Origin of the sequence: Paenibacillus sp. FSL H8-0259, assembly GCF_037963255.1 — a bacterium.
In the GTDB taxonomy this organism is placed as follows: domain Bacteria; phylum Bacillota; class Bacilli; order Paenibacillales; family Paenibacillaceae; genus Paenibacillus_AQ; species Paenibacillus_AQ phytohabitans.
Genome location: NZ_CP150147.1, coordinates 7,531,686 through 7,548,540, shown reverse-complemented (window position 1 = coordinate 7,548,540; position 16,855 = coordinate 7,531,686). Strand labels below are relative to the sequence as shown.

The window sequence follows — 16,855 nt, the reverse complement described above, 5'->3', positions numbered from 1 at the left end:
CTCCATTATGAATGTCACTCCTTTAAAACTTCAAGGCGCAAGCCTACTCGAACCCGTGGTCCATGGCGACAAACGGGGTTTTTTTATGGAGAGCTATAACGAAGAAATAATGCATAAGACAGGGGTGAACTTTAACTTCATCCAAGACAATCAATCCCTCTCGGCAGAGGTTGGCGTACTCCGGGGACTTCACTACCAATTGAATCCCAAGGCGCAGACCAAGTTGATTCGTGTACTCACAGGGGCGATTTATGATGTGATCCTAGATATCCGCCGCAACTCCCCCACATTCGGACATTGGGTCGGAGTTATTCTCAGTGAATATAATAAGCGGCAGCTGCTGGTGCCTAAGGGGTTTGCTCATGGCTTCTGCACGCTCGTGCCAAACACCCAAGTCTTGTATAAAGTGGACGAATATTATTCCCCTGAGAATGACCGCGGCATACTATGGAGTGATCCGGCGCTTGGGATTGACTGGCCCACAACGAAGCCAGTGTTGTCTGACAAAGATCAGCATCATCCGTTATTAAAGGATGCAGAGTTGAATTTTGATTAATACTCAATGTACAGAATCGCTTCCTCCTTGGAGTCGATAGCATAAATCATTTCTCAAGTAAAAGGTGGTCTAACAAATGAAACTCCTCATCACCGGCGGAGCCGGCTTCATCGGCAGCAACTTCGTAATTTATATGCTGCAGCAACATCCTGATTACAAGATCGTCAACGTAGATGCGTTGACTTACGCAGGGAATCTTGAGAACTTAAAATCAATCGAGAATCATCCGAACTATACATTTGTCAAAGCGGACATTACCGATGTAGCGGCGATGGATGCGCTGATCGGCGACGGTGTGGATGTCGTGGTTAACTTTGCCGCAGAGTCTCACGTGGACCGGAGTATTCTGGAGCCGGAAGTGTTCGTGAAGACGAATGTGCTGGGTACTCAAGTGCTGCTGGATGCAGCTAAGAAATACAGTATAACTAAATTCGTGCAAGTATCCACGGATGAGGTCTATGGATCGCTTGGCGCTACGGGTCTGTTCACTGAAGAAACACCGCTGACACCGAACAGTCCTTATTCCGCGAGCAAAGCGGGCGGGGATTTGCTGGTTCGAGCTTATCACGAAACATTCGGATTGCCGGTTAATATTACCCGTTGCTCCAATAACTACGGGCCTTATCAATTCCCGGAGAAGCTGATTCCGCTGATGATCTCCCGTGCGCTGGCTGATCAGGCGCTGCCTGTATATGGTGACGGAATGAATATCCGTGACTGGCTGTATGTTGAGGATCACTGCAGCGCAATCGATCTGGTAATTCATGAGGGTGTTAACGGTGAAGTGTACAACATCGGTGGCAATAATGAGCGGACGAATGTGCATATCGTGAATACCGTGTTACAGGAGATGGGCAAACCGGATTCGCTGATTTCTTATGTTCAGGACCGTCCTGGACATGACCGCCGTTACGGTATAGATCCGACCAAGATCACGAACGAGCTGGGGTGGAAGCCAAAGCATACGTTCGAAACGGGCATTAAGGAAACCATTCAGTGGTATCTGAATAACAAAGAATGGTGGACCCGCATTCAGTCCGGAGAATACCAGAAGTATGCCGCACTCCAGTACGGCAGCCGTCTGGGGGATTCACTGTAATGGCGAAAATGAAAGTGTTCGTTACAGGTTCGGGAGGACAGCTGGGGCAAGATCTTATGCTCTTACTTCAAGGTCAGGATTATGAGGTTCTGGGCTGTGACCGTCAGGAGATGGATATTACTGATCTGGACCAGTGCCAGGAGGTTATCGGTGCTTTTGCTCCTGATGCTGTTATTCATTGTGCGGCCCATACCGCGGTTGATGCGGCAGAGACCGATGTTGACGCAGCGTACCTGATTAATGCTACCGGAAGCCGGAATGTGGCTCTTGCTGCAGAAAAGGCGGGCGCCAAGCTGGTCTATATCAGCACGGATTATGTGTTCGATGGCATGGGGGTTCAGCCTTACCATGAATATGATAATACAGATCCTAAGAGTATCTACGGTAAGTCTAAGCGGGCTGGAGAGATCCTGGTCCAGTCTTTATCGTCTAAATTCTTTATCGTACGTACCTCTTGGGTTTATGGCAAATACGGCAATAACTTTGTGAAAACCATGCTGAAGCTGGGGCAGGAAAAGCCGTTGCTGCAGGTTGTAGATGACCAGAAGGGCTCGCCTACCTATACGGTGGACCTGGCAAGATTCTTGCTTGAGCTTATCCAGACTGAAAAGTATGGAGTGTACCATGCCTCGAACACAGAGTCTTGTACATGGTATGAATTCACCCAGGCCATCTTTGCGGAAGCAGAAGATATTCTGGGGCTGAAGTTCACAGCGAAGCTTGAGCCGTGTGCTACCGAACAGTTTCCACGTCCAGCGCCGCGTCCGCGCAACTCGGTGATGGAGCATCTGGCCATCCGTACCAACGGGTTTCAGGACATCCGCCCATGGCGGGAAGGTCTGAGAGACTTTTTGCTGGAGCTGAAGTAACCATTGGCGCGGGATTTGCATAAATAACTAACTATATAAGCCGCATTAAAAAATAAACAAAAAGCGAAAGAAGCGGAGGACAAATTTGGAACTGTAGGAGCGGTAGCGACCGCCTTTGTCACCGGATTTCTACCGCGAATAGCGGATCAAGAAATATGGGACAACAGCGGCCGGAAGTCCAAATGTTCACCGCAGTGACGACTAAGCTTCAAGTTCAAATTAAAAGTGAGTCTTATATAGCAACTAATGAAACTCCTGATCGCTTATGCGGTAAGGAGTTTTTTGCTGTCTGTGACAATATAGCAATAGGGTTGAACCACAATAACTATGTAACTAACATTACCTTCTAATGTGCTTAACATAGCCTGTCAACCTTCTTTTCGCTATAATAGGTATAGATTTCCCAATAAAGAACCAGGAATTCGAGGTCACCTATGAACCCTAAAACAGTCAGTGTACATATCGTTACCTATAACAGCGCGGATGACATCATTGAATGCTTGTCGGCTGTATTAGCTCAGGATTATCCGGTCAAAAAAATTGTCATAGTGGACAACGCTTCAACGGATGGTTCGGCGGATAAAGTCAGAGCGTTCTACCACGGGCTAAACTCGAACTCGGCCCAAGGAGCTACAACTGCCCAAGGAGTAGCCGATTCTGCAAGTAGCAGTACCCTGACACCTTCACTTGTCTTACTTGAGAATGAACATAACACCGGCTTTGCCCCAGCACACAATCAGGCTATTGCCGGTACAAATACAGATTATGTGCTGGTGTTGAACCCTGATCTTACGCTTGCCCCGGACTATATATCCAGACTTGTCGCCCGCTTTGAAGACAATCTCCAGATCGGCAGTGCCACAGGCAAACTGCTGCTGAAGGCGGATCACTCACTCGTTGACAGCACGGGACTGCGGATGAATAAAGCCCGCCGGGCGTTTGACCGTGGAGCGGGAGAGTCCGCTGATCTGTGGAACGAGTCTGGTGTGGTATTCGGTGTATCCGGTGCAGCAGCGATGTACTCCCGGCGGATGATTGAGGATGTCAGCGTCGAAGGCGAGTTTTTTGATGCGGACTTTTTTGCCTATAAGGAAGATGTGGATGTAGCCTGGCGCGCCGGATTGTTTGGGTGGCAGGCCTACTATGATGCGGAAGCGATAGGTTACCACGAACGGGGCTGGAAGACATCCGGGCGGAGCGGCAAGGCGATGTTCATCAAGCGGATTTCTTATATCAACCGTTATAAAATGATTTATAAGAACGAGTCCTCCCGCAGGATGTTGCTTACCCTGTTATATTCCTTGCCTTATGAGATCGCCGCACATGGCTACTCGTTATTGAAGGAACCTAAGTTATTAGGAGCCTGGCCATCTTTCTTCTCGCAGTGGACAGCTCTGAAACGCAAGCGCCGTTATATTCAGGAGAAGGCTAAGCGTCAGGGATTATGAAGCGAAACGAGAGAGAACTCAACCGATTGTGAAAAAGATTCTTCTATTCCCCGGATTTCCGTCAGCTATTTAGATTGAACTTAAAAATAAATGGACAGGGAAAAGTGGCGGAGGAGAATTTTGGAACTGTAGGAGCGATAGCGTCCGCCTTTGTCTGCGGATTTCCACCGAGAACAGCGGTAAAAATCAAGAAATCTGCAGACAACAGCGGCCGGAGGGCCAAACTTTCTTTGGAGTCACGGCAATCCGATAATAGATAAAATACAAGTTCAATCTTATAGCACTGTTCCTCCCACATTATCCTCACGCTTGTAAAAACCTCCCTGAACAGGCTGCGCCTATCAAGGAGGTTTTTGTGTTATAATAATTGTCGATAGATTACTATATTTGTCAGGAGAGTATAGCAGTGAATGTAGATGTTAGTATAATCATTCTTAATTACAACACATGCCGCCTGACGATGGACTGTCTGAGGTCGGTATATGACTCCGAGACCCGCTACTCCTATGAAATTATTTTAATAGATAATAACTCCCATGATCACTCGGTAGAGACGATAAGCAAGGAATTCCCGGATGTGCTGCTGATTGCCAATTCGGAGAATGTAGGGTTTGCCAAGGGTAATAATCAGGGGATGGAAGCGGCCTCCGGGCGATATGTGCTGCTGCTCAATTCCGATACGGTGGTGCGTAAGGATACGCTGGAGACAATGGTTGCTTTTATGGACACCCGTCCGGATCTGGGGGCTTCTGGCTGTAAGGTGATTTTGCCGGATGGTTCGCTGGATAAGGCGTGTAAAAGAGGATTCCCGACGCCATCCGCTTCCTTCTATTATGCTTTTGGCTTCAGTAAGCTGTTTCCGGACCGTCCAAGGTTCAACGGCTATCAGCTTGGTTATCTGGACCCCGACGACTCCTACCCGGTAGATTGTCTGGTGGGAGCGTTCATGCTGCTGCGGCGGGAGACCATCGAGCAGGTGGGCGGACTGGATGAGACGTTTTTTATGTATGGAGAGGATCTGGACTGGTGTTACCGGATCAAAGCGGCCGGCTGGGGGATTTATTACTATCCGCAGACATCGATCGTGCATCTCAAAGGTGGCAGTGCGCGCCGCAGACCGTTTAAGATCGTGTACGAATTTCACCGGGCGATGATTTTATTCCATAAGAAGCATTATAGCAGGCGGTACAACAGTATGATAAACGGAGCGGTATATGCGGGAGTTGGCGTCAAGTTCACGCTTTCGCTGCTGCGCAATGCGCTGATTGCTCCACGCAAGGTTCCAACACCAGCACAGAGTCTGACTGTCCCCGGGGAAGCCGGTTTACGCAATGAATCGAATGCTGAGGTGAGATTATGATCCGCCGTAATCAAAAGTTTCTAACACAGTTATATATGGTTGCCGATTTCCTGGTCATTCAAGTGGCCTTTCTGGCTGCCTGGTGGCTGAAGTTCAAAAGCGGTTTGCTGGAATCCTACAGGACTCTTCCTGTAGAGTCTTATGCCTACTGGAGTATTATCTACGGAGCCATCGCTATTCTGATCGGAATTGTGCTTCAATTGTATTTGCCGAAGCGCAAGAAACGGTTCATTGACGAATTCATCAAAATCTTTCAGGTTCACGCCATGGGTATCTTCATTCTGCTCGGCCTGATGTTCTTCCTGAAGGAGATTGACGTCTCCCGTCAATATCTCGCTATATATATGGGCTTCAATATTCTTTCCATTATGCTGTACCGTTATGTGCTGAAGAAGATGCTGAAATCGCTGCGTGAAAAAGGCTTCAACCGCCAGTTTGTACTGATTCTCGGCGCAGGTACGCTGGGTAAGAGATTCTACAATAATCTGGAGCAGTATCCTGAGCTGGGGTACGAGGCCATCGGCTTCCTGGATGATTTTCATGAATGGGATGGTCTTGAGGAACAACGGTATAAGCCGATTCTCGGCACCGTGGATCAGCTGGAAGGCATGCTGGAGATGCTGCCGGTCGATGAGGTCATTCTGGCGCTTCCGCTGGATGCCCATTCGAAATATCCGACCATTATCGCTACCTGCGAGAAGGCGGGTGTACGGACACTGATTATCCCTGACTTCTTCGACTACCTGCCGGCCCGTCCTTACTTCGATAACTTCGCCGGGATGCCGATGATTAACGTACGCGACATTCCGCTGGATATGGCCGGCAACAAAATGGCGAAGCGGGCGTTTGATCTGGTGTTTTCCCTGTTCGCCATTATTATGCTGTCTCCTGTAATGCTGATTGTAGCGCTGGGTGTGCGCCTAACCTCGCCCGGACCTATTATTTTCAAGCAGGAGCGTGTAGGACTTAACCGCCGTAACTTCATGATGTACAAGTTCCGTTCGATGAAGATGCAGACAGACGGTGAAGTGGATACGGGCTGGAGTACGCGTGAAGATCCGCGCCGCACACGTTTTGGGACATTTATCCGCCGGACCAGTCTGGATGAGCTGCCGCAATTTTTCAATGTGCTGTTTGGCCAGATGAGTGTGGTCGGTCCGCGTCCGGAGCGCCCGTACTTTGTAGAGCAGTTCCGCGGTGAGATTCCGAAGTATATGGTGAAGCACCATGTGCGTCCGGGAATTACCGGCTGGGCTCAGAGCAACGGTCTGCGCGGGGACACGTCGATTGAGGACCGGATCAAACACGACATTTTCTATATCGAAAACTGGTCACTACTGTTCGACATCCGGATCATCGCCAAAACCATCCGCAACGGCTTCAAGAACGCTTATTAATGGACCGGTCTCATACTATATCATTCCATAGAAACGGTTGCTGCCCCCCTGAGGACGACACAGCCGTTTCTTCTTGTTTTCAGGCCAACTACTCTAACACTTGCAAAGGAACCTGCCATCATGGATAGAAAAAAGATTATCGCCTCCGTCATTATGATCGGAGCTATTGTACTCCTGCTTGTACTCACACTTGGGGGAAAAGAGAAACAGCCGGCTACCGGCTTTGCAGCCCATAGAGTTGTAGCTCATGCTATGGGAGGGATTCATAACTATACGTATACGAATACGCTGGATGCTTTTATCGCTAACTATGAGCAGGGAACCCGGGTTTTTGAGGCAGACCTGCTGCTGACAAGTGATGACAAGCTGGTGGCCCGCCATGAATGGACCGCTAATATGAGCAAGCTTCTGGGCCAGCAGGGTGTTCTTCCTGCCGCGAAGCAAGGGATCGTACTCAACTATGCGGATGTCATGAGCAGCCCGATTCTTGAACTCTACTCCCCGCTGGATATTGATAAGATCATGGACTTGATGGTGATCTACCCGGATGCCTACATTGTAACGGACACGAAAGAGCTCGAACCGGAACTTGTAACGAAACAATTTCAGCTGATTGTGGAAGCGGCCGAGAAGAGGGACCCTGCCCTGCTGCAGCGGATTGTTCCGCAGATTTACAGCCGGGATATGCTGGATGTGGTGAACCGGGTGTACGCTTTTCCTGAAGTGATCTTTACGCTATATCAGACGCAGGATAGTGATGAAGTGGTCATTGATTTCGCCAGTCAAACCGGAGTGGATATCACCATGCCGACGGTAAGAGCTACCAAGAGTTTCGTGCGGAAGCTGAAGAATGCCGGGGCAAGAGTCTATGTGCATACAGTGAATGACGAGAAGGAAATTTCGGAGCTGTCCCGGATGGGAGTGGACGGATTCTATACCGATTTTGTCTCTGAGGACGACTTAAGCAGGGTCAAGGGTGTCCGCTAGTAGTTGAACGTGCAGGCTTCTGTACATCAAAAAGCTTATACTCTAAAAATGCGAAAAAATGTTCGCATTTTTGTTCGCTTTAAATTGACACCCGCCTTCGTACTGACTTAGACTAGAGATACGGCTTTTGCATGTGCAGGAGTATATTTGTTGTTTTGAAATACTGGGAAATAGAGTATTTACTTAGATGAACATTGAGGATGGACGATAATGAATGGAATGCGGCAAATGATCAAGCCGTGGCGGCATGTGTTCAAGCTGGACCCGGACCGGGAGCTTGCTGATAGGGAACTTGCGGCTGTCTGTCTCTCGGGAACCGATGCGATACTGGTAGGCGGCTCCACTGGAGTGACTTATGAGAATACGGTGAGTCTTCTCTCGAGAATCCGGCAGTATGATCTGCCTTGTGCCCTGGAGGTGTCGGATCTCGAAGCCGCTGTGCCCGGATTTGATCTGTATATGATTCCCATGGTGCTCAACACTGCCGATACTTCATGGATTCTTGGCCATCACCGCCGGGCAATTGAACGGTTCGGCAGTCTGATTCCATGGGAATTGCTGCTGACAGAGGGCTATATTGTGCTCAATGGCGATTCATCCGTAGCGCGGCTTACAGGGGCAGACCACTCGCTTAGCGCAGACGGGGCAGCGGCTTATGCGCAGATTGCGGACAAGCTGATGAATCTGCCTGTCGTTTATCTGGAGTACAGCGGAAGGTTTGGAGATATGGAGACTGTGCGTGAGGTCAGGGCAATGGTCGAGCACAGCCAGCTTTTTTATGGAGGCGGTATTACAGGTGAGGAAGAAGCCATGCAGGCAGCTGCTCTATGTGATACAGTAGTGGTCGGCAATATTATTTATTATGATGTGGAGCAGGCGCTGCTGACCGTTCAGGCAGTGAGAAATACGCAGCAGCTGGACCGGGAGAACTTATAAATTTCAAGCTTATATTCAGAAAGGAGCATGTCACACATGCAACTTGTTAACATACAAGACGCCGTAAGCCGGCTAAACCCCCCGCAGCGTCAGGCTGTAGAAGCTACCGAAGGGCCTTTATTGATCATGGCCGGAGCGGGCAGCGGTAAGACCCGCGTGCTTACCCACCGGATCGCCTGGCTGATTGCGAACCGCAAGGCACCGCCTTGGGCGATTCTGGCGATTACTTTTACGAACAAGGCCGCCCGGGAGATGCAGGATCGTGTCTCCAAGCTGGTAGGGACGGAGGGCCGGGATATTTGGGTATCCACCTTCCACTCGATGTGTGTGCGGATCCTGCGGAAGGATATTGAGCGAATCGGCTTCACTTCGAACTTCTCCATTCTGGATTCGACGGACCAGTTATCCGTTATCCGCAATTGTATGAAGGATCTGGACATTGATACCAAGAAATTCGAGCCGAAGGCCATTCAGGCTGTGATCAGTACGAACAAGAATGAGCTGATTACACCGGCGCAGTATGAGCAGAAGATCGGCGATTATTTCGAAGGCCTTGTGGCCAAAGTGTATACCAAGTACCAGCAACGGCTGAGAAGTAATAACTCGCTGGATTTTGATGACCTCATCATGAAGACGATCCAATTGTTCAAGGAAGTTCCTGAGGTATTGGATTTCTACCAGAAGAAGTTCAAATATATTCATGTCGATGAGTATCAGGATACGAACCGGGCGCAGTATATGCTCTGCAAGATGCTGGCCGAGGGTCATCACCGGATCTGCGTAGTCGGGGACAGTGACCAGTCGATCTACCGCTGGCGCGGGGCGGATATTTCGAACATCCTTAATTTCGAAGAAGACTATCCGGAAGCCAAAACCATTCTGCTGGAGCAGAATTACCGTTCAACCTCCAATATTCTGAACGCAGCCAATGGTGTTATCGCACTCAATACCGGACGCAAGCCGAAGAAGCTGTGGACCGATTCGGACGAAGGCGCGAAGATCAAGGTGTTCCGCGGTGACTCCGAGCATGATGAGGGATACTTCGTCACCGGAGAGATCAGCAAGAATGTGAAGCAGGGCCAGGCGTACCAGAACCATGCGATTCTGTACCGTACGAACGCCCAGTCCCGTGTAATAGAAGAAATTCTGATCAAGTCGGATATTCCTTACCAGATTGTCGGCGGGATCAAGTTCTATGACCGCAAAGAAATCAAGGATCTGCTGGCGTATCTGCGCCTGCTCTCCAATCCTGATGATGATATCAGCCTGACGCGGATTATCAATGTTCCCAAGCGTGGCCTCGGGGATACGACTGTCGGTAAATTGGCTGCAGCCGCGGCTTCCCAGGGAGTATCAATCTTCCGGGCGCTGCAGACGGTGGATGATTTGGGCTTTGCCGGCCGGACGCGTAATACGCTGGTGGAGTTCTATGATATGATCGAAGCCCTGCACCGCATGGTGGAATTCCTCTCGGTGACCGAGCTGACAGAGAAGATTCTTGAACTGTCCCAGTACCGACTGGAGCTGCAGAATGAGAATACTCTTGAATCCCGTTCCCGGCTGGAAAATATCGATGAATTCCTGTCCGTAACGATGGAATTCGAGAAGAACAACGAGGATAAGTCGCTGGTCTCCTTCCTGACGGATCTGGCGCTGATCGCTGACATTGACAGCGTGAATGACGAAGAAGAGCGCAGCGATGCTGTCGTGCTGATGACAATGCACAGCGCGAAGGGGCTGGAGTTCCCGACCGTCTTCATCATCGGGATGGAAGAGGGAGTGTTCCCGCACAGCCGTGCCTTCCAGGACAATGACGAACTGGAAGAGGAACGCCGGCTGGCGTATGTGGGCATTACCCGTGCGGAGAAGCAGCTGTTCCTCAGCTGTGCACGGATGCGCACGCTGTTCGGGCGGACGACCGCGAATGCGCCGTCCCGCTTCCTGGAGGAGATTCCGGAGGAGCTGAAGGAAGACACCGTGAAGGAATCAGACCGCTTCCGGCGCGGAGGCGCGGAGGTTGGCGGTGCATATGGCGGCCGCGGCTTCGGCGGAGGCGGAGGCAGCCGCGGGAACTTTGGCAGCCGCACCGCTGCTGCCGGGAACGCGCCGGCAGGCGGCGGGGCCGCCAGCTTCGGCAGCGGCAGCTCGGCGAGCGCGGTGCCTGGCGCGGGCCGCGTTGTGGTGACGACCGGAGGCGCGCAGAGCGCTCCGGGAGCAGGGGCCGCAGCGTCCGCCGGCTTCAAGGCGGGCGACAAGGTCTCCCACGGCAAATGGGGCATAGGCACCGTTGTGGCCGTGAAGGGCAGCGGCAACGATACGGAGCTGCAGATTGCCTTCCCGGCGCCGGTGGGCGTGAAGCGGCTGCTGGCCGGCTTTGCACCGATCACCAAAGTTGAATAAAGCAAGCTGCGATTAACGATTGTGTTTTTGGATCACGCTAACCGTAGGAAACCTATTTGACGGAGGGATGTGCCGGATGGATATTATGTTCACGATGGAAGAGCTCGTAGCCGAGCTGAATCAATATAACTATCATTACTATACAATGGATGCGCCGCAGATCAGCGACAAGGAATATGATGCGCTCTATGACAAGCTGGTGGCGCTGGAAGCGGAGAGCGGAATTGTACTGCCGCATTCTCCAACACAGCGGGTGGGCGGGGAACTGCTGAAGGGCTTCACGCCACACCGCCATCTGGCACCACTGTGGAGTCTCGACAAGGCGCAGAATATTGAACAGCTGCGCACCTGGAACGCCCGTGTGCTGAAGCTGGTGAATGACTACAACACCAAGAATCCGGAGAATCCTCTGCCTGACCCGTGTTATGCGGTGGAGCTGAAGTTTGACGGCTTAACGCTGAACCTGACCTACCGTGACGGCGTACTTGTCCAGGCGGCAACACGGGGCAACGGCGTAACAGGCGAAGGTATCCTTGCCCAGGTGAAGACGATCAAATCCGTTCCTTTGAACATCCCGTTCAAGGAAGGCCTGATCGAAGTGCAGGGCGAGGGGATCATGAACCTGTCTGTACTGGCTGACTATAATACACGTGCGGCGGAGCCGCTCAAGAATGCGCGCAACGGTGCAGCCGGTGCGCTGCGCAACCTGAATCCTAAGATGACTGCAGACCGCAGACTGAATGCCTTCTTTTATAATGTGGGGTACTCGGAGGGCGTACAGTTTGCCGATCATCAGGAAATGATGGATTTCCTGCGCAGCAACCGGTTCAAGGTCAACCCGTATCTCAATTACTTCAGTAATTTCGATGACGTTACCGAGCAGCTGGCTGAGATCGAAGAGAGCCGTTCCGGCCTCGATTATCTGATTGACGGGGCAGTCATCAAGGTGACAGATTTCCGGATCCGCGAAGCGCTGGGCTATACGGATAAGTTTCCCCGCTGGGCGGTTGCCTATAAATTCGAGGCGGAAGAAACCACGACGATTCTGGAGTCGGTCAGCTGGAACGTAGGCCGTACAGGCAAAGTAACTCCGCTGGCGCGCGTAGAGGCTGTGGAGCTTGCCGGTGTTACGGTGCAGAATTGCACACTTAACAACGTGGGCGACATTGAACGGAAGAATCTGAAGTTTGCACTGGGCACACGGGTGTTCATCCGCCGCTCCAATGATGTAATCCCGGAGATTCTGGGCAAGGTGACCGAAGAGAGTGACGGCGGGGAGATTATTTTCCCTGAGAATTGTCCGGCCTGCGGCTTCCCGCTGGAGATGCGCGGTGCACATCTGTTCTGTAATAACAAGCTGGACTGCAAGCCGCAGATTGTCAGCCGGATTACGCATTTTGCCTCTAGAGATGCCATGGACATTGAGACATTCAGTGAGAAGACGGCTGCTCAGCTGCATGAAGAGCTTAGTGTACGTGAGCCGGCCGATCTCTATGAATTGACCTTCGAGCAGCTCGTGAAGCTGGACCGTTTCGGGGAGAAGAAGGCGGATAATCTGCTCCAAGCACTGGAAGAGAGCAAAGGGCGGGACCTCGCCTCCTTCTTATATGCCCTCGGTATCCCGAATACCGGAAAAGCAACCACCCGAATGCTGGCTGACCACTACCGCAGTCTGGACGCTGTAATGTCCGCTACGGCGGAGGAGCTGGCCGGTCTGCCGGATATCGGCGGAATTGTGGCTGAGAGCATCGTGAATTATTTTGCCGACCCGTTCGTGGTTGTAAGCATTAACCGCATGCTGGCGCTGGGTGTAGAGGCTAAGGCACCCGAAGCTCCGCGTGTATTCAGTACCAATACTTTCTTTAGCGGCAAAACCGTTGTCCTGACCGGTTCCCTGCAGAAAATGACCCGCGAGGAAGCGGCTGAGCGTCTGGAGGCTCTCGGAGCTAAGGTGTCCGGCAGTGTCTCCAAGAAGACCGATCTGGTCATTGCCGGTGAGAAGGCAGGCAGTAAGCTGGCCAAAGCGCAGCAACTCGGCATTCAGGTCATTGAAGATGAAGACGAACTGATTCGGCTTCTGGAAAGCTAAGCATACACAAAATCCCGGGGTCCTCGCACTTAGCGAACGACACCGGGACTTTTTTTATCTCAAATATAGACTATGCCTGCATTATTTCGCCGCGTTCAGCCCCATCGACTGCAGAAGCTTATCAAATATAAGAGTGTTCTCATAGACGCCAGTGAATAGCTGGGCGTTCTTGCCCATAGCCGTAACCGGAATATCAACAGCAGTATGTCCCGAAGTCGTCCAGTCGACTACAAAGTTAAGCTTGGAGTTGGCAATAGCGAAAGGGCCATCTTCCTGAGAAATAGCATCTCCGCTCTCATCCTCTGCATCCACCGCTTCAATCGAGAATCCGCCCGTTTCATGGTCAGCCAGTACAAGTACCAGGGTGTCAGGGTTTTTCTTCGCATAGTCTTTAGCCACCTGAACGGATTTGTCCAGCTCCTGGCCGGATTTGATCGTCATTTTGGCGTTGTTTTTGTGGGCGAACTCGTCCGTGCCTTCTTCTTCAACCATCAGGAAGAATCCTTTGGAGTTGGCGTCCAGCGTATCGATCGCTTTCTTCGTCATCTCAGCCAGGGAGACTACAGACTTATAGATATCCCCTTTGCCTTCTTCATTCTGCTGGAACATTTCTTCATTGGCGAAAAGCCCCAGCAGCTTGCTGCCCTTAGCCTTCTGCAGATCAGTCTTAGTGGAGACATAGCTGTAGCCCAGTTGTTTCGCTTTTTCTACCAGATTCCCCTGGGTTCCCTTGCTCTTCTCGGAAGGATCTTCAGCAGGCTCGTCCGGGAATTTGCCGGGCTGTCCGGCCGGATACCAGAAATCCTCCCCTCCGCCGAGTAGCACATCTACCTTGCTCTTGGTCAGCAGCTGGAGTGCGATATCGCTCTGCTTGGAACGGTCTTCCACATGTGCGCCAAAAGCAGCTCCTGTAGCGTCAGTAACCTGGCTCGTCGTCACCACTCCGGTGGACTTACCCGCTTTTTTGGCATATTCCATAAGAGTCGCAACCGATTTCTTGTCGGCATCCATGCCGATGGCCCCGTTATAAGTCTTCACACCGCTTGCGTAGGCTGTTGCGGATGCCGCAGAGTCCGTTACCGGAACCGTGGAGCTTGTATGAATCAGGCCGACGTATGGCATCGAGTCCATAGCAAGGTTGCCTTTTTCACCTACAGTGGCTAACCGGATGGCATTACGCTGAGCAGTCCCCATGCCGTCGCCGACGAATAGAATTACATTTTTGGTTTTGGAGGTTGCCGCGTCGGCCTGATTGCTTGAAGATCCTGTGGTGACTACACCTGAGACGAGCAGCGCAGCGGCTGCAGTTGCGGCAAAAGCGGTCTTCACTCCATACTTTTTAGCTGATTTCATATTTACCCTCCTATAATCTTTGGTTTACTCCCTTATACTAGAGAGCATTCATTAAGAGAGTGTTACTCGAATATACATATAATGTAAAGGTAGATGAATGTTTATATAAAAATAAAAATCTCCCGCCCCTGATCCAGGGAAGCGAGAGATTAAGAGTAGCCTTAAGTTACAGCATATAGAGAGTAGAGTGGAGAAGTTATACCCGCTTGGCGTTAGGCAGCCAGGCATCAATGTCATACCCGCGCTGTTCCCAGTAGCCGACATGATCACCTGCGATCAATTCGATACGGTTGAGCCATTTAACCGACTTGTAGGCATACATTTGCGGAGTAACCAGGCGTACAGGTCCGCCGAGCTGATTAGGGATAGGTTTGCCGTCATGCATTACAGCCACCATGATATCCTCCATCCGCGCTTGAGCCAGCGTTAGAGAGTCCGTGTAGACACCGTCTCCCGAGTAGAGCTTGACCGTGACAGCTTCATCCTGCACACCGGCCATATCCAGCAGCTTATAGAGTGGAAGACCCTCCCATGTGTTTTTATAGACCGACCAGCCGGTTACACAGTGAAAATCACTGACCTGCACCTCGCGCTGCAGCTTGACGAATTCTTCCCAGCTCCAGGTGAACTTTTTGTCCACCAGACCGTCGATTGTAAAAGACCAGTTGGAGTTATCGAAGGCGGGAATGTCAGTGACGGTGTATACACGAAAGCTGCCTTCGGCTCCCCCGCCGATGGGAGGGGCTGATTCCGCCAGCGGAACCGGATCGGGAATCAGGGCATTGGCATTGGAGGCCGCATAATCGGCTGTACCCGGAAGCTGCAGGGATTTGCCGATCCAGCGTACAAAGGTTGGGCCGAGCGTTACGGCGAGACCTGCTCCTACAGCTACTTTGATGAAACCTCGGCGTGTGTACATAGGTTGAGCTTCTGACGAAGCTGCGGGTCGTGGCCGTACAGTAGGTTCAGTATTACTCTCTACAGGTAACGTCTCCGCTATGATAGAGCGCTTCTTAGGCTCCTTCAGCCATTTAACCCGGGTAACGGAATGGTAGATGATCACCGGGAGTCCTACCCAGGTCAGCAGATCATGAACGAACAGCGCACTGTTAGCCGCTCTGGGCCCGGCAAGTCTGAATTGCCACAGGACAACTCCGGAGACCAGCCAGCCGATCAGAAGAGTGAGCACAAAGATGACATTAGCCTTTTGACCCGTTTTGCCCTTCAATCGCTTCCAATGCTTCGCAGCCAGCAGCAGATAATAGACGACAGGGATCAGCAGCGCCAGTCCAAACATAATATGGCCCCATTTCAGCCACACTCTGCCTTCGCCCAGCATCTCCCTCCAGAAACCGCCCACCAGCATCAGGCCGCTGAGCGCGAGGAACAAGACCAGCCAGGCATTCCACATGTGAATGGATACTAGCTTTTTACCGTACCCTTTGCGGATTTTCGTAAGTATATTCTTCAATTGCCTACCTCCTTCGGAGCTTCCAGCCTGACAATAGATAATTCAAGTTTAAACTAATTGTACCGCAAAAAAAGCCTGTTGAATAATGTTCCCCAGCCAGGCTGGACAGAGTGGTTGCCTTTCCTGAACTTTATCTTATAGACTAATGGAAAGAGCTCTGGAAAGGATCAAGTACCCGTGAACCAAGAAACGATTCTGCTGGTGGATGATGAAGTGGAGATTGTGGAGCTGCTGGATATCTATCTTAGTAATGAGGGATACCGGCTGCTTAAGGCTTTTGACGGAATGGAGGCGCTGGAGTGCCTTGGCAAAGAGGAGGTGGATCTCATTATACTCGATGTGATGATGCCCCGCATGGACGGGATTGCCGCCTGCATGAAGATCCGTGAGGAACGGAACATGCCGATTATTATGCTCTCCGCCAAGAATGCGGATATGGACAAAATTCTTGGACTCAGCATCGGTGCCGACGATTATGTAGGCAAGCCGTTTAATCCGCTGGAGCTTGTGGCGCGGGTCAAATCGCAGCTGCGCCGTTACCATAAATTGAATCGGGACGCTCCTGCCAGAACGAATGAGCATGAACTGGTCTTTGAAGATTTGCTGATAGATACGCTTCGGCATGAGGTGAGCGTGGACAACCGCAAGGTAAAGCTGACGCCCCGCGAGTTTTCTATCCTGGAACTGCTGGCGCGGCATCAGGGACAGGTGCTCAGTATGGAGCAGATTTACCTGAAGGTGTGGAATGAGCCTTTTCTGGATGGGGGCAACACCGTGATGGTGCATGTCCGCAATATCCGTGACAAAATCGAGCTGGACGCCAAGCAGCCCCGTTATGTGCAGACCGTGTGGGGCATTGGCTACAAGCTGGATCATCCGTCCTGAAAGCT

13 protein-coding genes are annotated in these 16,855 nt (G+C 51.3%); 11 read left to right on the top strand and 2 right to left on the bottom strand.

Annotated elements, in window-relative coordinates; all coding sequences use genetic code 11:
- Positions 1-7: 7 nt before the first annotated feature.
- The 10 genes from rfbC (at position 8) to ligA (ending at position 13,141) form a co-directional block, all read left to right on the top strand.
- The gene (gene rfbC, locus NSU01_RS32495) at positions 8-556 is read left to right on the top strand and encodes a dTDP-4-dehydrorhamnose 3,5-epimerase (protein WP_076246541.1); all 549 of its coding nucleotides are present in this window, start codon (positions 8-10) and stop codon (positions 554-556) included.
- Between the two features lie 76 nt (positions 557-632).
- Positions 633-1,655, top strand: coding sequence for a dTDP-glucose 4,6-dehydratase (gene rfbB, locus NSU01_RS32490; RefSeq protein WP_076246543.1), 1,023 nt, complete (start codon positions 633-635; stop codon positions 1,653-1,655).
- An 8-nt stretch (positions 1,656-1,663) separates the two neighbouring features.
- Entirely contained in the window at positions 1,664-2,524 is an 861-nt protein-coding gene (gene rfbD / locus NSU01_RS32485; protein ID WP_042141731.1) for a dTDP-4-dehydrorhamnose reductase, read from the top strand.
- Positions 2,525-2,958: 434 nt separating this feature from the next.
- On the top strand, positions 2,959-3,972 hold the full coding sequence (locus NSU01_RS32480; RefSeq protein ID WP_076246545.1) for a glycosyltransferase family 2 protein: 1,014 nt from the start codon (positions 2,959-2,961) through the stop codon (positions 3,970-3,972).
- A 406-nt stretch (positions 3,973-4,378) separates the two neighbouring features.
- Entirely contained in the window at positions 4,379-5,332 is a 954-nt protein-coding gene (locus NSU01_RS32475; RefSeq protein WP_076246547.1) for a glycosyltransferase family 2 protein, read from the top strand.
- The gene (locus tag NSU01_RS32470; RefSeq protein WP_039307143.1) at positions 5,329-6,729 is read left to right on the top strand and encodes an undecaprenyl-phosphate glucose phosphotransferase; all 1,401 of its coding nucleotides are present in this window, start codon (positions 5,329-5,331) and stop codon (positions 6,727-6,729) included. The genes NSU01_RS32475 and NSU01_RS32470 overlap by 4 nt, the downstream gene beginning before the upstream one ends.
- A 120-nt stretch (positions 6,730-6,849) precedes the next feature.
- On the top strand, positions 6,850-7,716 hold the full coding sequence (locus tag NSU01_RS32465; protein WP_076246549.1) for a phosphatidylinositol-specific phospholipase C/glycerophosphodiester phosphodiesterase family protein: 867 nt from the start codon (positions 6,850-6,852) through the stop codon (positions 7,714-7,716).
- 219 nt (positions 7,717-7,935) lie between these two features.
- On the top strand, positions 7,936-8,652 hold the full coding sequence (locus tag NSU01_RS32460) for a heptaprenylglyceryl phosphate synthase (protein WP_042141728.1): 717 nt from the start codon (positions 7,936-7,938) through the stop codon (positions 8,650-8,652).
- A gap of 36 nt (positions 8,653-8,688) precedes the next feature.
- Complete coding sequence (gene pcrA, locus NSU01_RS32455; RefSeq protein ID WP_042140155.1) at positions 8,689-11,052, top strand: DNA helicase PcrA; 2,364 nt, start codon at positions 8,689-8,691, stop codon at positions 11,050-11,052.
- Positions 11,053-11,128: 76 nt separating this feature from the next.
- Entirely contained in the window at positions 11,129-13,141 is a 2,013-nt protein-coding gene (ligA, locus tag NSU01_RS32450; RefSeq protein WP_076246551.1) for an NAD-dependent DNA ligase LigA, read from the top strand.
- Positions 13,142-13,222: 81 nt separating this feature from the next.
- Here the strand turns inward: ligA and NSU01_RS32445 are convergent, their stop codons facing one another.
- The gene (locus tag NSU01_RS32445) at positions 13,223-14,494 is read right to left on the bottom strand and encodes an alkaline phosphatase (RefSeq protein WP_076246553.1); all 1,272 of its coding nucleotides are present in this window, start codon (positions 14,492-14,494) and stop codon (positions 13,223-13,225) included.
- Between the two features lie 196 nt (positions 14,495-14,690).
- Positions 14,691-15,965, bottom strand: coding sequence for a molybdopterin-dependent oxidoreductase (locus NSU01_RS32440; RefSeq protein ID WP_083705657.1), 1,275 nt, complete (start codon positions 15,963-15,965; stop codon positions 14,691-14,693).
- A 177-nt stretch (positions 15,966-16,142) separates the two neighbouring features.
- On the opposite strand from NSU01_RS32440, the gene NSU01_RS32435 reads away from it, so the two are divergent.
- Positions 16,143-16,850 carry a response regulator transcription factor gene (locus tag NSU01_RS32435; protein ID WP_076246555.1) on the top strand — a complete coding sequence of 236 codons (708 nt, stop codon included), beginning with the start codon at positions 16,143-16,145 and terminating at the stop codon, positions 16,848-16,850.
- Positions 16,851-16,855 lie beyond the last annotated feature (5 nt).